Below are 21,135 nucleotides of genomic sequence, written 5' to 3'. Positions count from 1 at the left end.
TCCACCCCGTGCTCGCCGTACGGAAAACAGAAGGGGAACACCTTTCATGGACCAGCACCTCGCCACCACTGCCGCCGACTCCGCCCAGCACACCGCCGACGAGCAGGACGCGGCGGGCGGGATCACGCTCACCGGCCGCAACCGGGCCTGCGCCCGCGCCCGTGTCCTGGCCGGGATGGTGCTGACCAGCGGCATCGTCATCACGCTGAGCACCCTGGACACCTCGGTCTCCGCGCCGAGCTGACCCCGCGCGGTGGTCGAGTCGCGTGAGGGCGCGGGCCCGCCGGGCGGGCCCGCGCCGCGGCGTGTCCGGCGGTTCTCCGTCGGGGCCGCGATCTGCCCCGGGCCCCGACATGCCGATTATCATCTGCGTTCATGCGTTCCCATGCGCCTTTCCTCGTCGGGCGGGACCCCCAACTCACCCTGCTCGAACGCGCCATGGCCCAGGCAAGACAGGGGCACGGCGGCGTCGTCTTCCTGATCGGCGAGGCCGGAGTGGGCAAGTCGCGGCTCGCGGCGGAGGCTGTGGGCGGCGCGCTGGGCTCCGGTATGCGGGTGCTGCGCGGCCGCAGCAGCACCACCGGGCCCGCCGTGCCGTTCCGTCCGCTCACCGAGGCGCTGATGTCGCTGTTCCGCAGCGGCGAGCCCCTGGACGACCTGGCCCTCGGTCCCTACCGGCCGGTCCTCGGGCGGCTGATACCCGACTGGGACACCGGGGAGCGCGAGAGCAGCTCCATGGTGATCCTGGGCGAGGCGGTGCTGCGTCTGCTGCTGGCCGCCGGGCGGGGGCAGGGCCAGTTGCTCCTGCTGGAGGACCTGCACGACGCCGACCCCGAGACGCTCGGCGTCCTCGAATACCTGGTGGACAACCTGGAGTACACGCCGGTCCTGCTGCTGGCCACCGTGCGGACCGATTTCAGCGACGCGCTGGACCTGGCGCAGTCCGCCCGTCGCCGGGGCGTCGCGACCCTGGCCGAACTGCCGCCGCTGACCCGGCCCCAGGTGGTCGAGATGACGGCGGCGCATCTGGGGGTCGACGCCCCGGACGACGTGCCGGTGGCTGTGCCGGACCGTCTGTGGGAGGACAGCGCGGGCAGCCCGTACCTGGTGGAGGAACTGCTCCAGTCCATGATCGGGGCGGGCACGCTGGTGCAGGGCACCGACGGCTGGCGCGTGGTCGGCGATCTGCGCCGTGACGTTTCCTCGACGCTGGCCCGGGGCATCCTGCGGCGCATCGACCGGCTGGGCACGCAGGGCCTGACCCTGCTGTCGGCCGCCGCCGTCCTGGGCCGCCGCTTCCCCCTCACCGTGCTCCAGCACATGACCGGTGTCGACGACCGGGCCCTGCTCAGTCATCTGCACGCGGGCGTCGCCGCCCGGCTGGTCATCCCCGACGAGCCCGCCCCCGACTGGTACTCCTTCCGCCACTCCCCCACGGTCGAGGCCCTGTTCACGCAGATGACGCCGGGTCAGCGGGCGGACCTGGCGAGACGGGGCGCACGGGCCGTCGAGGAGCTCCATCCGGGCCTCGAAGGCGATTGGTGCACGCTGGCGGCCGGGCTGCGCTGCGAGGCCGGGGACCGTGTGGAGGCGGGACTGCTGTACGCGGACGCCGGCGGGCGGGCCCTGGCTGCGGGCGCCCTGGGCTCCGCCGTGACGCTGCTCAGCCGGGCCGAGGGCCTGCTGGCCGACGCCGACGACTTGCCGGCGCGGGCCTCGGTGCTGGAGAACCTGCTGCCCGCCCTCGCGGAGGCCGGCGACTTCGCCCGCGCCTTCGACCTGGCCGAGGATCTGCACGCGCTGGGCGGCGCCGGGCTGAGCGCCGTACGGCTGGCCACGCTGCACACCCGGCTGGCCAAGGTGGCCCACACGGCGGGGCGGTGGAGCGACGGCAACCGGCAGATCGACCGGGCACGCGAGGTCCTGGCGACCGCCCCGGACGAGGCGACGGAGGCGGCCGTCGACGTCACGGCCGCCTACCTCGCCCTGGACACGCCGGGGTCGGACCGCACCCAGCACGCGGAGAAGCTGGCCCGGTCGGCGGCCGACACCGCCGAGCGCCACGGTCTGCCCGTGGTCGCCTGCCAGGCCCGGGAACTGCTCGCCACCGTCGCCCGCGAGCGGGACCCGGAGGAGTCCGCGGCGATGCTCCAGCAGGCCCTGGCGACGGCGGAGCGGCACCGGCTGCCCCTGCAGCGCATGTACGCGGCCACCCGCATGGGCGGCAACGCCTGGCTCGCCGAGGGCGACACCTCCGGCCTGCTGGCGGCCCGCGAGGAGGCGCTGCGGCTCGGCTCGGTGAACATCGTGCACACGGTGGACGGCATCCTCATCCTGGACGCGGTGCTGCGCGGCGACCACGAGAGCGCGCGGTCGGCGGCGGACGACTGCCTGGCCGTGGTGCGGCGGCTGCGCCTGGCGCCCGCCGTGCGGTACGTCCTGATGGCACGGGCCGCCCTGGAGGCGCACCGCGCGGACCGGGCGGCGATGGAGACGGCCCTGGCGGCGTTCACCGAGTGGGACGGCGCCGGTTCCCAGGAGGAGCCGTTGAGTCTCGGCCTGGCCCGCGCCTTCTGCGCGCTGCTGGAGGAGGACCGCGACCTGGCGCGCGCGGAGCTGCGGTCGGTGCAGGCGCTGGAGGCGGGCAACCCCTCCACCTACCACCTCGGCGGCACCCACGGCCTGGTCCTGCTGCTGGACGTGCTCGCCGGTGACGCGGGGCGGGCACGGCACGAGGAGATCACCGCCACGGCGATGGCCCGGATGCGGTGGAACCGCCAGTTCGTGCTGCTCGCCGACGCCGTGCTGCTGGGCAGGGAGGGAGCGGGGCCGCGCGCGACGGCGGCGGTGGAGTCGGCGCTGGCGGTGGCGCAGCCCTATCCGCTCGCCCAGCACCTGGGGCTGCGGCTGATCGCGGACGCGGGGCACCGGGACGGCTGGGGCGATCCGGTGGGCTGGCTGCGCCGGGCCGAGCACTACTTCCACGAGCGGGATGTCGCGGCCGTGACCGGCGCCTGCCGGGCGGGACTGCGCAGGCTCGGCGCCCCGGTGCACCAGCATCGCTCCGGCACCAGCCAGATCCCGGAGAAGCTGCGCGCGCAGGGCGTGACCGTCCGGGAGTTCGACGTGTTCCGGCTGCTCGCGGAACGGCTCAGCAACAGGGACATCGCCGACCGTCTGTTCATCTCGCCCCGCACGGCGGAGAAGCACATCGCGAGCCTCATCACCAAGACGGGGTCGGCCAACCGCGCGGACCTGTGCGCGCGGTCGGCCGCCTTCCGGGGGTAGGACGCCTCGGCTACCGCATCCCGCGCACCGCCCTGGACCCCAGCACCGCCAGGCCCGTCGCGGCGAGCACCAGAGCCACCACCCCGAACAGGGCGAACGTGTCCTTCCCGGCCAGCGCCCCGCACAGGATCAGCGACAGCGGGGCGACGGCGTAGCCGAGGACCATGTCGACGGAGACGACGCGGCTGAGCACGTCCTGGGGGATGTTGCGCTGGATCCAGCTCAGTCCGAACACGCCCTGGAAGCCGATGGCGAAGCCCATGGCGAGGACGGTCGCCACGACGACCGGAGTGCTGTGCACCAGGCCCAGGACCGCCATTCCCACGCCCAGCCAGCCCGCCAGCGCGGCCACCAGCAGGCCGACCCTGGGCCGCCCGCCGACGGCGCCTCCGACGAGTGTGCCGAGCACCGCTCCGCCGGCGAGGGAGCCGTTGAGCACGCCGAGCGTGGCCGAGCCGCCGCGCAGCACCTGGTCGGCGAGGGTGGCGAAGCCGACCGTGAAGGGCCCGGCGTAGCAGAAGTTGACGGCGGTGTCGAGGGCGACGACGGTCCGCAGCCGCGGGTCGCGGGCGGTGTAGGTGACGCCCTCGCGGATACGGGCGACGAGGGACGTCTGCTCCTCCACCGGGCCGGCGGGGGCTTTGCGGGCCGCCGGGGGACGGGTGCGGACGCGTGCCACGCACAGACCGCACAGGGCGAAGCAGACGGCGTCGACGAGGAAGGCGACCGGCGCCCGGGTCAGGGCGATGACCAGGCCGCCGACGGCCGGGCCGACGACGGCGGCGGTCCGCGCGCCGACCCCCATCAGCGCGTTGGCCGGGGTGAGCAGTTCGTCGTCCACGACCGAGGGCAGGATGGAGACGCGCGCGGGCTGGAAGAAGGCGTCGACGGTGCCGAAGGCGGCGGCCGCGGCGCACAGCATCCACACCGTCAGGTGACCGCTCAGTCCGGTGAGTCCGACGGCCGCCATCAGCACCGCCCGCGTCCAGCTGGACGCGACCATCAGGACGCGCGGGGACCAGGAGTCGCTGAGGCTGCCGCCCACCAGGGTGAACAGGGCTCGGGGGACGGCCTGGAAGGCCAGGACGTAGCCGAGGGTGAGGGTGGATCCGGTCAGGCCGAGGGTGATCCAGGAGAACGCGATGACGCTGAAGCCGTCGCCGAGCAGGGACAGTGCCTGCCCCGTCCACAGGAGGCGGAAGGACCGGTGCCGGGCGGGTGCCCACAACCGCGGACCGGCGCCGGTGAGGGTGGTGGCCATGGTGTGCCTTTCGTCGGACCGGGTCCGGTCAGTAGTGGACGGGCAGGGCGGTGAGGCTGCGGTTGAGCAGGGAGGGCTGCCAGGCCAGGCCCCCGGGATCGGCGAGGGTCAGGCCGGGGTGGTCGCACACCAGCGTCCGTACGGCGGCCACGGCCACCAGCCGGGCCAGGGCGGCGCCGATGCAGAAGTGGGCGCCGAAGCCGAACCCGAGGTGGGTGGCGCCCGAGCGGCGGACGTCGAACCGGCCGGGGTCGGGGAAGCGGGCCGGGTCGCGGTTGGCGGCGGCGGTCACGAGGAAGATCCGGTCCCCGGCCCGCAGGGTGCGGCCGTCGAGGTCGAGGTCGCGGGCGGCGGTGCGGATGGACATCTTGGACGGGCCGTCCAGCCGCAGGGTCTCCTCCACCGCCCCCTGGGCCAGTTCGGGCTCCGCCCGGACGGCGGCCAGCCGGTCGGGACGGGTGAGCAGGGCCAGGACGGTGTTGGCGATGAGGTTGCTGGTGGTCTCCCCGCCGGCGAACGCCATCTGGGTGAGCATGCCGACGAACTCCTCCTCGCTGACCGAGTCGCCGACCCTGCCCTCGCGGAGCACCTGGCTGATCAGGTCGTCACCCGGTTCGGCGCGGCGCCGGGCGACGAGGGCGCCGAGGTAGTCCTCCAGGCTCACCAGTGCCTGGAGGGAGGCCCGGTACTCGCTCTCCTCCTGGGCGGTGCCGAGGACGAGGTCGGCGACGCGGGTGTTCCAATACCAGAAGGAGGGCCCGTCGGTGGGCGGGATGCCGAGCCAGCGGGCAAACACCAGGGCGGGCAGCGGCTTGGCGACGCCGGCCATGAGGTCGCCGGTGCTGCCGGGCACGGCCTTGCGGGCGAGGACGGCGCGGGTCGCCTTCTCGGTGAAGGCGCGGTAGCGGGCCACGGCGCGGGCGGCGAACGCCTCCTGGAAGACCCGGCGCAGCCTGCGGTGCCGGGGCGGGTCGTTGAAGACCATCCAGCGCGAGAGGATGCCGAAGGCCCGCTCGGCGTCCTCGCGGGCTCCCTGCGGGACGGCGTCCATCAGCGGCCGTACCCGGTCGGCGGAGACCGCGGGGTCGCGCAGGCAGCTCATCACCTGCTCGTAGCCGGTGACGAGCCAGGCGTGGTGCAGGGGGCTCCAGTGGACGGGGGCCTGCTCCCGCAGGGCGTCGAGGTGGTCGTAGGGGTCGGCGATCATGTCCGGGGAGAGCAGGTAGCGCTCGGGGAGGACGGGTGCGGGGGCACGGGTGGTCATCGGGTCTCTCCCGTCCCGGTGTCGGGGGTGGTGCTCGTCGTGGCGCTCGTGGTGGTGCCGACGGCCTCGTTGGTGCCGGTGTGCTCGATGCCGGCGAGCAGGGCGGCGATGCCGTGCACCCGGGGCTCGGCCATCATCGACATGTGGTCGCCGTCGCTGATGTGCAGCGTGAGCCCGCCGCCGGCCACCTCGCGCCAGCGGGCGACGTAGGTGTCGTAGTCGACGTCCAGGCCGGGCATGGTGCGGCCGCGCGGCAGTTCGGCGGCCTCGCTGCCCACCACGAGGTGCACGTGTCCGGGATAGGGGCGGACCTCGTAGGCGGCGAGGGCGGCGAGCAGCGAGTGCCACACCTCGATCGGGGCGCTTTCGACGAGGGCCGCCTCGGCCGGGCTCATGCCCGCTCCCAGCAGGGTGGCGGTGAGCTCGGCGGTGGCCCGGTCGCGCTGCGGCGAGGGCCGCAGTTCACGCAGCCGGTCCCGCAGGCGCAGCGCTTCGCGCAGGTCGCGGGTGACCCCGTCGAGACGGGTGCGGGCGGCGGTGTTGGGCAGGTACGGCTCGATCAGGACCAGCGGCGCGACGGTGTGTCCGGCCCGGTGCAGTTGGGTGGCCATCTCCAGGGCGATGTTGGCGCCCATGGACCAGCCGAGCAGGGCGTGCGGGCCGATGTCACCGCGTTCGGTGATCTCGGCGACGTAGTTGGCGGCGATGCCCGTCACGGTGCTCGGATCGATGCCGCCGAGCAGGCCGCGCGCCTGGAAGGCGTGCACGGGGCGACCGGGCGGCAGGGCGCGGGAGAGCGGGACGAACCAGGCGGCGCTGCCGCCGGTGGGGTGCACGCACCACAGGGGCTCCCCCGCGCCTTCGCGGAGCCGTACCTCGGAGGTGACGGCGGCCGGCAGGCCCTCGCCCGCCGCCCGGACGGCGTGCTCGGCCAGCCGGGCGAGGGTGGGGTGCTCGATCAGGTCGCCCACGGAGACCGGCAGGCCGCGCGCGGCGGCCATGAGGGAGACGCGGACGGTGGACAGGGAGCTGCCGCCGATGCGGAAGAAGTCGTCGTGGACGCCGATCCGGGAGAGGCCGAGGACCTCGCGCCAGATCTCGGCCAGGATCTTCTCGGCGGCGCTGGAGGGGGCGGCGTACTCGGCGTCCGCGCGGTCGGGTTCGGCCGTCGGCAGGGGCAGTGCCCGCTTGTCGGTCTTGCCGCTGCGGTTGACGGGCATCTCGTCGAGGACGACGAACCGGGCGGGCACCATGTACGCGGGCAGTGCGGCCCGCAGGGCGCCGCGCAGCTCCTCCGGGGCGGGCCGGCGCTCTGTGGAGACGACGAGGTAGGCGACGAGGGCGGGTTCGCCGGGCAGGTCGGTGCGGTGCAGGACCACCGCCTGGCGGACCTCGGGCAGTTGCCGCAGGGCGTGTTCGATCTCGCCGAGTTCGATGCGGAAGCCGCGCAGTTTCACTTGGGAGTCGAGGCGGCCCAGCCACTCCACGGAGCCGTCCGGCCGGTGCGTGCCGAGGTCGCCGGTGCGGCACAGGCGGTCGCCGGGGGCGCCGTACGGGTCGGGTACGTAGGTGGCGGCGGTGAGGGCGGGCCTGCCCAGGTAGCCGCGGCCGACGGCGTCGCCGCCGAGGTGGATCTCGCCGGGTACGCCGACCGGGACCGGCTGCAGGTCCTCGTCCAGGACGTGGACGCGGGTGTTGCGCATCGGGGTGCCGACGGGCGGACGGCCCTGGCCGGGGGCGAGGTCGGCGGCGAGGGACCAGACGGTGGTCTCGGTGAGGCCGTAGACGTTCTGGAAGCGCCGGCCGCGCGACCACCGGTCGGCGAGTTCGGCCGGGCAGGCCTCGCCGGCGACCTGGAGCACCTTCAGGTCGGGGAAGGCGTCCTCACCGAGCACGGCGAGGGCGCTGGGCGGCAGCATGGCGCCGGTGACGCGGTGCTCGCGCAGGGTGCGCGCGAGGTCGGGGCCGGGGCGCAGGTCGTCCCCGGGGGCGGTGACCAGGCAGCCGCCGTTGGCGAGGGACCAGGTCAGTTCCAGGATCGAGGCGTCGAAGCCGAAGGAGGCGAACTGCAGGACGCGGTCCTCGGGGGCCGGGTCCACCAGGTCGCGCTGGCCCTCGAGCATGTTGGACAGGCCGCGGTGCGCGATGGCCACGCCCTTGGGCGTGCCGGTGGAGCCCGAGGTGTAGATGATGTAGGCGAGGGTGTCGGCGTCGGCCTCCGGGCCCGGCACGGGCTGCTGGGGCTGCGCGGGGGCGTCCAGGTGGATCACCGGCCCGTCGAACGGCACCGCATCGGCGAGGACCCGCTGGGTCAGCAGCACGCGCATGCCGCTGTCCTGCGCCATGAACGCGAGCCGGTCGGTGGGGTGTCGCGGGTCCAGCGGCAGGAACGCGCCGCCGGAGCGCAGCACACCGACGGCGGCGCGCACCAGGTCCGGGCCGCGTTCGGCGCAGATGCCGACCACCGTCTCGGGTCCCACCCCGAGCCGTCGCAGCCGACGCGCCAGCTGTTCGGCCTGCTCGTGCAGTTCCGCGTACGTGACCCGCTGTCCGCGGTGCTCGACGGCGGCCGCGTCCGGGGTGCGGGCGGCGTGGGCGGCGATGTGCTCGTGCAGGAGCAGCGGGGAGGACGGAACGAGGGGGCCGCGGGCCCAGTCGTCGAGGGCGGTGGCGCGGGCGGCGCCGGTGAGGGCGGGACGGGTGACACGGCCGTCGGGGTCGGCGGTCATGGCCTCCAGCTGGGCGCAGTACACGTCGGCCAGTTGCTCGGCGGTGGCGGGGGCCACGTACTCCGGGTCGGCGTCGAGGGTGAAGGCGTTGACACTGGCGTTGACCAGCAGCGGGAACATGGTGCGGGCGATCTCCAGGGAGTCGTCCCAGGAGTCGTGGGAGAGGCGGTGGAAGTTGACGTAGTTGAAGACGGCGTCGGTCAGCCGCGGTTCGGTGGGCCGGAGTTCGGCGATGCGGACCAGGGGGACCCTGCGGTGCGGCAGCATGTCCTGCTCGGCCCGGAAGACGTCCCTCAGGTGGGCGAGCCAGGTGCCGCGCGGGCGGGTCACCCCGAACGGCACGGTGTTCAGGAACAGTCCGCGCATCCGGTCGGCGCCGGGCAGCTCGGGACGACCGTTGGTCACCAGGCCGATGCTGTGGCCGAGGCCGCTGTCGTCACGGTCGGCGAACAGGCTCATGGTGTGGTGGAAGGCGGCGATGAGGACGGTGCGGCGAGGCACGCCCGCCTCCTTGGCGAGCCGGCCGATGCGTTCGGCGAGGTGGGCGTAGGAACGGCGGGCCTCGTGGACCGGCGGGTGGCCCTCGGCGGCGCCGTCCGCCCGGCGGCGGAAGGTCACCGGCCTCAGGTCGGCGAGCCGGTCGCGCCAGTACGCCAGTGACTCCTCGCTGTTCAGCGCGGCGCGTTCCAGGGCGACGTACTCGGCGAACGGCGGCGTGTTCGGCGGCTGCGGGGCGGTGCGGTGGGCGACGGCCTCCCGGTGCAGGGCGAGCAGGTCGGCGACGAGGGAGGTCAGGCTCCAGCCGTCGAGGACGACGTGGCAGTCGGTGAGGACGAGCCGCAGGTCGTGGTCGGTGACGTGGTGCAGGTGGAGGCGCACGAGGGGTGCCGCGGCCAGGTCGAAGCGGCGGTCGAACTCCTCGTCGACGAAGCGGCGCAGCCGCGCCCGCTGCTCCTCGCGGGGCAGTCGGCGCAGGTCGGTGTAGCCGACGGGCAAGTGGGCGGTGCGGTGGACGAGCTGGAGGGGCTCACGGTAGGAGACGAGGTCGACGGAGGTGCGCAGGATCGGGTGTCCGGCGACCAGCGCGTCCACGGCGGCCTGGAAGGCGTCGAGGTCGAAGCCCTCGGGGACGGTGATCTTCAGGTCGGTGACGTTGTGGTAGGCGCCGCGCCGGGGGTCGGCGAGCATTTCGTGCAGCATGCCCGCCTGGAGCATGGTGAGCGGGTAGGCGTCGGCGAGGTCTTCGGGCAGCCGGTCGGCGTCGGCGGGGTCCACCTGGGAGAAGGGGGCGACCGGTTCGGGGGCGCTGGTCGCGTCGGAGACGAGCGCGGCCAGGTCGGCGAGGGTGCGGGCGCGGAAGACGTCGGCGACGGTGAAGGCGAGCCCGGCGAGCCGGCCCAGGCCGACCAGGCGCAGGGCGAGGATGGAGTCGCCGCCGAGGTCGAAGAAGTTGTCGGTGCGGCTGATGTGCTCGGCGCCGAGGACCTGGCTCCACACGCCGGCCAGGGCCTGCTCGGCCGGCCCCTCGGGCGGCACGTGGGTGCGCTGTCCGGCCGCGTCGGCGCGCACGGCGCTCAGCACGGCCCGGTCCACCTTGCCGTTGGCGGTCAGCGGCAGCCGCTCGTGGCGGACGAACAGCGCCGGAACCATGTAGTCGGGCAGGCTCAGCCGCAGCCCCTCACGCAGGGCGGGCTGGTCGAGCGGGCGCCCCTCGGGCGTGACGACGTGCGCGACCAGCCGGGCCGTACCGCCGTCGGCGCGGGCCACCACGGCGACGTCCGCGACACCGGGCAGGGCGCGCAGCGCCGTCTCGATCTCGCCGGGCTCGATCCGGTGGCCGCGGATCTTCACCTGGTGGTCGGCGCGGCCCACGTAGGCGAGTTCGCCGTCGGGCAGCACCCGCACCAGGTCGCCGGTGCGGTACATGCGGGCGCCGGGGGCGCCGAAGGGGTCCTCCGGGAAGCGTGCGGCGGTCAGTTCGGGCCGGTTGCGGTAGCCGCGGGCGACACCGCCCCCGGAGACGTACAGCTCGCCGACGGTGCCGGGCGGCACGAGCCGGCCCCAGGGGTCGAGGACGTAGCCGTGCTGTCCGGCCAGTGGCCGGCCGATGGGCGAGCGGACGGTGCCGTGGACGTCGTCCTCGGTGATGGTGCGGAGGGTGACGTGCACGCAGGTCTCGGTGATGCCGTACATGTTCACCAGGGCGGGCCGGTGCCCGGGGGCGGTGAACCAGTCGCGGTAGTCGCGCACGTCGAAGGCGTCGCCGCCGAAGACGACCGTGCGCAGGGCCAGGTCGTCGAACCCGGCTCCGGCGTCCGTCAGGTGGGCGCGCAGGCCCTTGAAGGCGGCGGGGGTCTGGTTGAGGACGGTGACGCGCTCCTCGCGCAGCACGCGGTGCACGGCCGCCGGGTCGCGCACCTCGTCCGAGGTGAGCACGACGACGCGTCCGCCGGTGGCGAGCGGAGCCCACAGCTCCCACACGGAGAAGTCGAAGGCGGGCGAGTGCATGAGCGTCCACACGTCGGCCGGGCCGAAACCGAAGTGCCGGTCGGCGGCGCCGAGCAGCCAGGCCAGGTTGGCGTGGGTGATCTCCACGCCCTTGGGCCGGCCGGTGGAGCCGGAGGTGTGGATGACGTAGGCGAGGTCGTCGGGGGCCGGCCGGATGTCGCCGCCCGCGTCGGGCCCGTGCCCGTCGTCGGCGGCGTGCCCGTCGGAACCGTCGGAACCGTCGGAACCGTCGAGCAGCATGGTCCGGGCGGGCAGGGAGTCGGCGGCGGTGCGCGTGGCGGTGTCGGTGACGATCCAGTCGATGCCCGCGTCGGTGACGGTGAACTCTCGCCGGGCCTGCGGGTGGGAGGGGTCGAGCGGCAGATAGGCGGCGCCGGCCCGCCAGATGGCGAGCAGGGCCACCGCCAGGTCGGGGGTGCGGTCGAGGCAGACGCCGACGAGTGAGCCGCGGGCCACGCCGGCGGCCCGCAGCCTCCGCGACAGCGCGGAGGCGCGGGCGTCGAGCCGGGCGTAGGTCAGGGAGCGGCCCGATCCGCTGACGGCGACCTCGTGCGGGGCGCGGGCCGCGTGCTCGGCGAACCGCTCGGGTGCGGTCCGCGGGGCGGGCCCGGTCGTGACGCCGGTGTTGGCGGGGCCGTCCGGGCCGAGGAGGTGGCCGCGTTCGGCGGGGGTGAGCGGGTCGATGGTGCTGAGCGGGGTGTCGGGGGTGGCGCAGAACGCCTCCAGGAGCGTGACGGTGTGCCGGGCGAGGGCGGCGACGGAGGCTTCCTCGAACAGGTCGGGCCGGTAGACGAAGGCCAGCTCGGTGCGGTCCTCGCCGTCACGCAGGTCCAGGGTGAGATCGAACTTGGCGGTGGTGAGGCCGATCCGGTACGGCGTCACGACCGCCTCCCCGAGGGTGAGGCCGGACGCGGCGGTGCCGGACTGCGTGTAGAGCACCTGCACGAGCGGGTTGCGGGCCAGGTCGCGGTCCGGGCTCAGCGCCTCGACGACCTTCTCGAACGGCAGAGACTGGTGCGAGAACGCCTCCAGGACCCGGTCCCGGGTCCGGGCGAGCAGCGCGGCCGGGGTCGGGTCGTCGGAGAGGTCACCGCGCAGCACGAGGGTGTTGACGAAGAAGCCGACGAGCTGCTCGGTCTCGACGCGTTCCCGGTTGGCGACGACGGTGCCGACGGCGATGTCGCGCTGCCCGGTGTGGAAGGCCAGCGCGGCCTGGAAGGCGGCCAGCACGGTCATGTAGGGGGTCGTACCGGTGCGCCGCCCCAGTGCGGCGAGCGCGTCGGTGAGGGAGGGCGGCAGGGTGACCTGGTGGACGGCCCCCCGGCTGCCGGGGGTTTCGGGACGTGGGTGGTCGGCCGGCAGCTCCAGCGGGGTGAGCCCGGCCAGGCGGGTGCGCCAGTGCTCCAGCGCGGCCGACTGGTCGCTCTCACGCTGCCGGATCGCGTAGTCGGTGTAGTCCAGGGGGAGTTCGGGCAGGTCCGCGACGCTTCCCCGGACCCTGGCCCGGTACAGCTCGGCCAGGTCGCGGACGACGAGGTCGAGGGACCAGCCGTCGGAGACGATGTGGTGCATGCCCAGGACGAGCACGTGGTCGTCGGCGGCGGCGCGCACCAGCGTGGCGCGGAAGGCGGGTTCGCGGGCGAGGTCGAAGGGGCGCAGGGCGGCCGCGTGCACGGCGGCGGCCAGGCGGCGCTCGCGGTCCTCGGCGTCCGCGCCGCTCACCTCGGTCACGTCCAGGACCGTGCCGCCCGCGGGCAGGACCCGCTGGTGCGGGACGCCCTCGTGCTCGGGGAAGACCACGCGCAACTGCTCGTGCCGGGCGACCAGGTCGACGACGGCCGCGCGCAGGGCCGGCACGTCCAGCGGGCCGGTCGCCCGCCAGGCGGCGGGGAGCAGGTAGGTGGGCGCTCCGGGGTCCAGCCGGTCCAGGAAGTACAGGCGCTGCTGGGCGGCGGACAGCGGGATCCGCTCCGGGCGGGGCCGGGTCCGGGTCGGCCCCGTGTCCCGGGACGCGGACCGGCCGCGCAGCCGCTGCTCCAGCAGGCGCCGGGCCGCCGGGGACAGGCCGCCGCCCGCGGCGGCGGGGCCGGGACGCACGTCGGATGTGGTCATGAGGGCACTCCGATCTCGGTTCTGGGGGAGAGGAAGTCGGTGAGGGGTGAGGGGTGAGGGCGCGCGGACTCGACGGCGGGGCCGGTCGTCACGAACGGTCGGAAGTCGCCTGTCGGGGACGCTCAGAGGTCGGCCGTCAGGGACAGGTCGATCTCGTCGTCGCTCATCTGCGAGATCAGCTCCAGCAGACGCCGCTCCACCTCGGCGGCGAGCCGCTCGACCGTGGGGTGCTCGAAGAGGTCCCGGACCCGGAGCGGGCAGTCGAAGGCGATCCGCAGGCGGGAGGCGACCGCCACCGCGCGCAGGGAGTGGCCGCCCAGGGCGAAGAAGTCGTCGTGGACGCCGACCTTCGGCAGGTCGAGCACCTCGCACCAGATCTGCGCCACGACCGTCTCGGCCGGGGTGCGCGGTGCGACGCCGGCCCGCGGCGCGGGCGTCTCGGGCTCGGGCAGGGCGGCGGTGTCCAGCTTGCCCTGCACGGTCAGCGGCAGGGCGTCCAGGAGGACGAACGCCGAGGGGACGAGGTGGTGGGGCAGATGGGCCCGGCAGTGCGTGCGCAGGGATTCCTCCGACAGACCGCCACCCGCGGCGTAGCCGACGAGGGCGCTCTCGCCGTTCAGGGTGCGCACCACGACGGCCGCGCCCCGCACCCCCGGGTGCCCGCGCAGGACCGCCTCGGCCTCTCCCGGTTCGACGCGGAAGCCACGGATCTTGACCTGGTCGTCGTTGCGGCCGAGGAACTCGAGTACGCCGCCGGCCAGTCGGCGCACCACGTCGCCGGTGCGGTAGAGGCGGCCGCCTCGCGCGCCGAACGGGTCGGGGACGAACCGCTCGGCGGTGAGGGCGGGCCGCCCCAGGTAGCCGCGGGCCACCTCCGGTCCGCCGATGAGGAGTTCTCCGGGCACGCCGAGCGGTACGGGTTCGCCGAGCGGGTCGACCACGTAGGTGCGGCGGCCGCCCAGCGGGCGGCCGATGGGCACCCGGCCGGCCGGTGCCCCGGCGAGGGTGTGCGCGGTGGCGGAGATCACCGTCTCGGTTGGGCCGTACGTGTTGACCACGGGCACGCCGGGCAGGTGCGCGAACCAGTGCTCCAGGGGGTCGGCGGGCAGTGCCTCTCCCCCGGTCACCAGCAGCCGCAGGGAGGCCAGTCGGGGAGCCAGCGTGTCCAGGCGGGCGACCAGTTCCGTCCAGTACGACGGTGTCAGCTCCATGACCGTCACCCGCTCGGCGGCGACGCGGGCGGCCAGCTCCTGGGGCGCCCAGATGTCGTCGGGGCGTACGAGCACCGTCGCCCCGGTGCTCAGCGCGGGCAGGATCTGCTCGAGGGAGGCGTCGAAGGAGGTCGAGGCGAAGGTGAGCACCCGGTCCCTCGCGGTCAGCCCGAACGTCTCGCGAGCGGCGCGGACATGGGCGTCCAGGGCGTGGTGCTCGACCCCGACGGCCTTGGGGCGGCCGGTGGAGCCCGAGGTGAAGATGACGTAGGCGAGGTCGTCGCGGTGGGGGGTGTGGCGAGGTCCGTCGGGGTCGGTCGGGACGTCGTCGGCATCGACCACACCGATCGTGAGGGCGGCGGCGCGGCCCCGGGTGTGCGTGTCGCACACCACCTGCCGTACGGCGGCCTCCTCGCACATGTACCGCAGGCGTTCCTCGGGGAGCCGGGGGTCGAGCGGGACGTAGACGCCGCCCGCCCGCCAGACGGCGAGCATCGCCGCCACGGACCACACACCGCGGCCGACGCACACACCGACGGCGTCGCCCGGGACCGTGCCCGCGCGCGTCAGGGCCGCGGCGAGCCCTCCGGTGAGGGCGTCCAGGCGGGCGTAGTCGAGGGCCGTGTCCTCGCAGACGACGGCGGGGGCGTGCGGCACGCCCGCCACCTCGAACGCCGGCGCCGGCGCCGGCGCCGTCTCCCGCCCGGCGCCCGCGAGGAGGCGGTGCCGTTCGTCCGCCGAGAGCAGGGCTGCCTCGTCGGCGCGAGCGGTGGGGTCGGCCAGCAGGGCTTCGAGGACGCGGCCGACGTGGTGGGCGAACCGGGTCGCGGTGTCCGGGCCGAACAGGTCGGCGGCGTACTCGACGTTGAGCGCGAACCGGTCCGGCCGGACCACGAAGGTGGCGGTCAGGTCGAACTTGGCCGAGCCCCAGGGCAGCGTGAAGTCGGCGGTCTCCAGGCCGGGCAGGCCGATGCCGGCCTCCGTGGACTCCTGAACGTCGACCATGGCCTGGAACAGCGGGTTGCGGGACAGGTCGCGCTCCGGGCGGAGCCGCTCCACGACCTGCTCGAACGGCACCTCCTGGTGGTCGAAGGCGCCCAGGACGACGTCGCGCACCCGGTCCACGAGCGTGCCGAAGGCGGGCCGTCCGGACAGGTCGGTGCGCAGGACGACGGTGTTGACGAAGAAGCCGACCAGCGGCTCCAGTTCGAGGCGTCCGCGTCCGGCGACGGGGGTGCCCACGCAGATGTCGGTCTGCCCGGTCCAGCGGGCCAGTACCGTCTGGGCGGCGGCCAGCAGCACCATGAAGCGGGTCGCGCCGCGCTCGCGGGCGAGGGCGTCGGCCCGGTCGACGAGTGCGCGGGGCAGGTCGATCTCGACCGCGCCGCCCCGACCGGTGAAGGCGGGGGGCCGCGGCCGGTCCGTGGGCAGTTCCAGCACGGGAGCGTTCTCGAGGACCCTTTCCCAATAGGCGAGTTGCGGTTCCAGGGCGCCGCGGTCGGCGCGGTCGCGCTGCCACACGGCGAAGTCGCCGTACTGCACGGACAGGGGCGCCGGCCGGGCGCCCGTGCCCGTCAGGCGGGCCGTGTAGTGGCGGCCGAGCTCGTCCAGCAGGACGCTCTTGGACCAGCCGTCGGTGACGGCGTGGTGGAAGGCGAGCAGGACGACGTGGTCGTCGTCGGACAGTTCCCAGACGCCGGCCCGCAGCAGCGGTGGCCGGGCGAGGTCGAAGCGGCGTCCGGCATGGGCGGCGGCCAGGCTCCGTACGGCCTCCAGGCGGGCCCGCTCGTCCGGGGCCTGCGGTGCCCGCTCCCAGCGCAGGGGCACCGGGGCCGGGTCGCGGACCTGCTGCACGGGGCGGCCGTCGGACTCGACGAGGGCGGTGCGCAGCACCTCGTGCCGTTCGACCAGGTCGTCCAGGGCCGCCTGCCACGCGGCGCGGTCCAGGCCGCCGCGCACCCGCCAGCAGTACCACAGCAGGTACGACTCGCCCCGGTCGGAGGTGCGGTCCAGGAACCACAGGCGCTCCTGTGCGAAGGACAGCGGCAGCGGCCCGCCGCGGTCGACGGGGACGACGCCGGTGGTGCCGCCGACGCGGGCGGCGGTCACCCGCGGGGCGAACCCCCGGACGGTGGGGTGCTCGAAGACGGTGCGCAGCTCGATCTCGCGGCCGAGGCGCTGGGCGATCCGGGAGACCGCCATGGTGGCGAGCAGGGAGTGGCCGCCGAGGTCGAAGAAGCTGTCGTCCAGGCCGATCCGGTCCAGGCCCAGGACGTCGGCCCACACCTCGGCGACGATCCGCTCGGTCTCGTCGCGGGGCGCGGTGTACGCGGGGTCGTCGACGGGGCGGGTGTGCGCGGGGTCGGGCAGGGCGGAGCGGTCGAGTTTGCCGGAGACGCCGACCGGGAGGGCGTCCAGGACGACGAACTCGGACGGTACGGCGTAGTGCGGCAGGTAGCGGGCGCACCAGGCGCGCAGTTCCGCCCGGTCGGGGGCGGCGGGCGCGTCCGGGGCCGGTACGACGTAGCCGGTCAGACCGCGGCCGGTGGCCCGGTCGGGGCGGGCGGCGGCAGCGGCGACCAGCGGGCAGGCGCGCAGCACCGTCTCCACTTCGCCGAGTTCGATCCGGAAGCCGCGGATCTTGACCTGGTCGTCGCGGCGGCCGAGGAACTCCAGTGCGCCGCCGGGCGTCCAGCGCACCAGGTCGCCGGTGCGGTAGAGGCGGCCGCCGGGCGGCCCGTAGGGGTCGGGCACGAAGCGCTCGGCGGTCAGCGCGGGGCGCCCGAGGTAGCCGCGGGCCACCTCCGTGCCGCCGATGAGGAGTTCGCCGCCGACGCCGACCGGCACCGGCTCGCCGTCGGCGTCGACGACGTACACGCGGCGGTCGCCCAGGGGCCGGCCGATGGGCACGGTGTCCCCGGGCGGGTCGTCGGCGTCGTCGGCGTCGTGGGTGGTGGCGGTGACCGTGGTCTCGGTGGGGCCGTAGGCGTTGCAGACCCGGGCCCGGGGGACGGCGGCGCGCCAGACGGCGAGGGTGTCGGGCGGGACGGCCTCGCCGCCGAGGATCAGCAGCCGCAGGGAGCCCAGGGCGGCGGCCAGCCGCCGGTCGAGGCAGAGCGTGAGTTCGGACCAGTAGGTGGGCGGCACGTTGACGACGGTGAGGTCGTGCCGCTGGACGATCTCGGGCACCTGCGTGGGCAGCCAGGGCTCGTCGGGCCGCATGACGACGGTGGCACCACAGGTGAGGGCGGGCAGCACCTGGTCCAGTGAGGCGTCGAAGGCGAAGGAGGCGAAGGCCAGCACCCGGTCCGTGGAGGTGATCCCGAAGCGCTGCCGGGCGGCGGCGACGTGCGAGGCGAGGGCGGCGTGCTCGACACCGACCGCCTTGGGCCGGCCGGTGGACCCGGAGGTGAAGACGACGTGGGCCAGTTCGCGGGGGTGCGGCCGGTGGCGGGGACCGTCCGCGGCCGGGCCGACCGCGGTGACGTCCACCGTCACCGGCGCGAGCGGGACGGCGGCGGTGGCGGTGGCGGGTTCGACGACCACGCAGGCCAGTCCGGCCTCCTCGGCCATGTATCGCAGCCGCTCGGCGGGGAGTTCGGGGTCGAGGGGCACGTAGGCTCCTCCGGCCCGCCAGACGCCCTCGATGGCGGCGACGGACCACAGGCCTCGGCGCAGGAGCACGCCCACGGGATCGCCCGCACTCACCCCGGCGGCGCGCAGCGCGGCGGCGAGTGAGCCGGTCATGGCGTCCAGTTCCGCGTAGCTGACGCTGTCCTCGCCGCAGCGCAGCGCGGTGGCGTCGGGGCTGCCGGAGAAGGCGACCGGCGGCGCGGGGTCCGCCGTGCGGTCGGGTGCCCGGTGCCAGTCGGGCCGGGGACGGCCGCGGCCGCCGGGGCCGTCGGGCAGGGCGCGCATCAGGTCCCGCACGGGGGTGTCGGGGTCGGCCAGGACCGCCCTGAGCAGGGCCGTGTAGGAGCGGGCGAAGGCACGCATGGTGGCGGCGTCGAAGAGCGCGGTGGCGTACTGGAGGATGGCGGCGACGCTTCCGTCGGCCCGCAGGGTCAGGTCCAGGAAGACGTCCAGCGGGGTCTCGGTGAGCGGCGGTTCGACCAGCGTCACCTCCAGGCCGGGTATCTCCACCGGTTTGATCGGCGCGTTGAGCAGGGTGAACGAGGCCTGGGCGAGCGGGTGCCGGGACAGGTCCCGGGAGCCGCCGAGCGCGCCGACGACGAGGTCGAAGGGGGCCTCGGCGTGGGCGAGGTCCACCGGCACCCGGCCGCGCGCCCGGTCCAGCAGGGCGCCGAAGCCGGGCCTGCCGGACAGGTCGGTGCGCAGTACGACGGTATTGACCAGGGGGCCGATGAGCGTGTCGGCGCCCCGCCGGGCCCGGTCGGCGAGCGTGCTGCAGACGGCGACGTCGGTGCGGCCCGCCCAGTGGCCGAGGAGGGCCTGGTAGGCGGTGAGCAGGAGCGTGTAGCGGGTGGCGCGCCGGGAGCGGGCCAGGGCGTCGACGGCGGCGACCAGGTCGGCCGGCAGGTCGAAGCGGACCACGTCGCCGGAGCCGTCCCAGACTCGTGGTCGCGGCCGGTCGGTGGGCAGGTCGAGCGGGGTGAGGCCGCGCAGCCGTTCGCGCCAGTGGCCCAGGAGCCGTTCCAGCCGTTCGCCGCGCAGGCGTTCGGACTGGGCGCGGGCGAGGTCGGCGTACCGCAGGGCGGGCGCGGCGACCGGCTCGCCGCGGTATCCGGCGGCCAGTTCGTCCAGCAGGACGCCCCACGACCAGCCGTCCACGGCGATGTGGTGCACCTCGACGAGCAGCAGGTGCTCGTCGGGCGCCACGCGGGCGAGCACGGCCCGGACCGGGTGCTGGGCGGACAGGTCGACGGGGCGTCCCAGCCGGCGGACGAACAGCTCCTCGGCCCCGTCCGCCTCGACCCGCTCCAGTTCGACGCCCGCGGGGGCGTCGACCACCGGCACCGGCTCCCCGCCGACGGCGCGGAACCGGGTGCGCAGCACCTCGTGCCGCGTCATGATCCCGGACAGCGACCGCTCCAGGCGGTCCACGTCCAGCGGACCCCGCAACCGCAGGACCAGCGGGAGCATGGATCCGGTGGAGGAACCGGCCAACTGGTCCAGGAACCACAGCCGGCGCTGCGCGAAGGATGCCGTGGGGAAGTCGACGCCGTTCGGTGCCCTCTCGGGGGCCGGTCCTGCTGTCACTGTGAGCCTCCAAGCCGTGTTTGGCAGCAGACTGCCGTCGGCGGCCGAGGGCCCATAGGGAAGAAGACGCAGCACCGCGAGCAGAGCGGACTGCCGTCGTGGACGCGATCCTCGGCGACTGGTTCACGCGCTGCTGCGGGGCACGGGGCGGCCGGCGTAGTCGAGCAGGTCCCGGACGTTTCCGGCCTCCCAGCGCGCGTTGCCGAGGGTGTGCCCGGCTTCTTGGACCTCGAGGCGGGCCGGCTCCTCCAGGTGCTCGTCGACGACGGTGGCGAAGCGGCGCAGCAGCCGGGCGCGGTCGCCGGGGGCGAGGGCGGCCCAGGTCGTCTGCGCCCGCGCGGCCGTTGCGACGGCGGCGTCGACGTCGGCCGCGGAGGCGGCGGGAACGGTGGCGACGACCTCTTCGGTGGCGGGGTTCAGTACGCGCAGCTCGTCGGGCAAAGGCACCTCACCGGGCAATGCGTCGGGCAGCGGCAACGGGAGCCTCACATGCGTTCGAAGGAGCGGCTCAGCTCCCAGTCGGTGACCGCGGCGTCGTAGACGTCCACCTCGACGCGCGCCATGTTGCGGTAGTGCGCGACGACCTCGTCGCCGAAGGCGGCCTTCGCGATGGTGCTGTTCTCCCACAGCTCTGCGGCTTCCCGCAGGGTCGTCGGGACGTGCTCGAAGTCGGCGGCGTAGGCGTTGCCGCAGCAGGGCTCGGGCAGTTCCAGCCCGTGCTCGACGCCGTACAGCCCGGCCGCGACCATGCCCGCCACGGCGAGATGCGGGTTGACGTCACCGCCGGGCAGCCGGTTCTCGAAGCGCAGGGAGCGGCCGTGGCCGACGACGCGCAGGGCACAGGTGCGGTTGTGGTACCCCCAGGCGACGACAATCGGCGCGAAGGAGCCCGGCTGGAACCGCTTGTAGGAGTTGATGTGCGGGGCGTAGAGCAGGGAGAACTCGCGGAACGCGACGAGCTGTCCGGCGAGGAAGTGCCGCATGACGTCCGACATGGCGTCCGGATCCTGGACGGAACCCGGCATGGCGCTGGTGCCGTCGGGGCGGCGAGGGAGAGGTGGATGTGGCAGGAGTTGCCCTCGCGTTCGTTGTACTTGGCCTTGGCTTCCTCCCCCTCGTGAACGAGGGGGATTCCTACGGCTCGCGCCGTGGGGGTTTCTGCTTCGCCGCCGACCGCCCGCCCGGAGAACTCCGTTGAGGTCTTACACCGGCTCCACAGACAGACACGGCCAGCCCGGCCGCCAGAAGGTTCTTCGCCGCGTTCACGTCCCGGTCGTGGGTCGTGCCGCAGTCGCAGGTCCAGGTGCGGACGTGCAGCGGCATCTTCTTCTGCAAGGTGCCGCAGGCGGAGCACAGCCTGGAGGAGGGGAAGAAGCGGTCGACCGCGATGACTTCCCGCCCGTACCAGGCCGCCTTGTACTCCAGCATGGAGCGGAACTCGCTCCAGCCCGCGTCCGAGATGGCCCGGGCGAGCGTGTGATTCTTGACCATGTTGCGCACGGTCAGGTCCTCGATCACGATCGTTTGGTTCTCACGAACGAG

General features: G+C 74.7%; 7 protein-coding genes and 2 pseudogenes. 2 read left to right on the top strand and 7 right to left on the bottom strand.

From position 1 onward, the window contains the following. Positions 1-46: 46 nt before the first annotated feature. On the top strand, positions 47-244 hold the full coding sequence (locus ACFP2V_RS26610; protein WP_381217594.1) for a hypothetical protein: 198 nt from the start codon (positions 47-49) through the stop codon (positions 242-244). Positions 245-375: 131 nt separating this feature from the next. Continuing rightward, entirely contained in the window at positions 376-3,288 is a 2,913-nt protein-coding gene (locus tag ACFP2V_RS26605) for an ATP-binding protein (RefSeq protein WP_381217592.1), read from the top strand. 10 nt (positions 3,289-3,298) lie between these two features. Here ACFP2V_RS26605 and ACFP2V_RS26600 read toward each other — a convergent pair whose 3' ends face one another. The 7 genes and pseudogenes from ACFP2V_RS26600 to ACFP2V_RS26570 form a co-directional block, all read right to left on the bottom strand. Beyond that, complete coding sequence (locus ACFP2V_RS26600) at positions 3,299-4,549, bottom strand: MFS transporter (RefSeq protein WP_381217589.1); 1,251 nt, start codon at positions 4,547-4,549, stop codon at positions 3,299-3,301. A 28-nt stretch (positions 4,550-4,577) separates the two neighbouring features. Further along, positions 4,578-5,813, bottom strand: coding sequence for a cytochrome P450 (locus ACFP2V_RS26595; protein ID WP_381217587.1), 1,236 nt, complete (start codon positions 5,811-5,813; stop codon positions 4,578-4,580). Then, complete coding sequence (locus ACFP2V_RS26590) at positions 5,810-13,162, bottom strand: amino acid adenylation domain-containing protein (RefSeq protein WP_381217584.1); 7,353 nt, start codon at positions 13,160-13,162, stop codon at positions 5,810-5,812. The genes ACFP2V_RS26595 and ACFP2V_RS26590 overlap by 4 nt, the downstream gene beginning before the upstream one ends. Before the next feature lie 122 nt (positions 13,163-13,284). Beyond that, on the bottom strand, positions 13,285-19,593 hold the full coding sequence (locus ACFP2V_RS26585) for an amino acid adenylation domain-containing protein (protein ID WP_381217581.1): 6,309 nt from the start codon (positions 19,591-19,593) through the stop codon (positions 13,285-13,287). A 135-nt stretch (positions 19,594-19,728) separates the two neighbouring features. Further along, positions 19,729-20,052 (bottom strand): annotated as a pseudogene (locus tag ACFP2V_RS26580) (aldehyde dehydrogenase family protein); the annotation flags it as partial. A 26-nt stretch (positions 20,053-20,078) separates the two neighbouring features. Beyond that, positions 20,079-20,692, bottom strand: a pseudogene (locus ACFP2V_RS26575) (type I glutamate--ammonia ligase); the annotation flags it as partial. Between the two features lie 35 nt (positions 20,693-20,727). Beyond that, positions 20,728-21,135, bottom strand: a 408-nt coding sequence (locus ACFP2V_RS26570; RefSeq protein WP_381204274.1) for an RNA-guided endonuclease TnpB family protein, incomplete at its 5' end; no start/stop codon positions are given.

This window comes from Streptomyces incanus (genome assembly GCF_042656345.1).
Taxonomy (GTDB): Bacteria; Actinomycetota; Actinomycetes; order Streptomycetales; family Streptomycetaceae; genus Streptomyces; species Streptomyces incanus.
Note: the sequence above shows the minus strand (reverse complement) of the source record. Positions and strands in the feature narration are given on the sequence as shown.

Bases quoted from the DNA above. Each gene is read 5' to 3' on its own strand.
- ACFP2V_RS26610 (WP_381217594.1), top strand. From the start codon at position 47: ATGGACCAGCACCTCGCCACCACTGCCGCCGACTCCGCCCAGCACACC.
- ACFP2V_RS26605 (WP_381217592.1), top strand. From the start codon at position 376: ATGCGTTCCCATGCGCCTTTCCTCGTCGGGCGGGACCCCCAACTCACC.
- ACFP2V_RS26600 (WP_381217589.1), bottom strand. From the start codon at position 4,549: ATGGCCACCACCCTCACCGGCGCCGGTCCGCGGTTGTGGGCACCCGCC.
- ACFP2V_RS26595 (WP_381217587.1), bottom strand. From the start codon at position 5,813: ATGACCACCCGTGCCCCCGCACCCGTCCTCCCCGAGCGCTACCTGCTC.
- ACFP2V_RS26590 (WP_381217584.1), bottom strand. From the start codon at position 13,162: ATGACCACATCCGACGTGCGTCCCGGCCCCGCCGCCGCGGGCGGCGGC.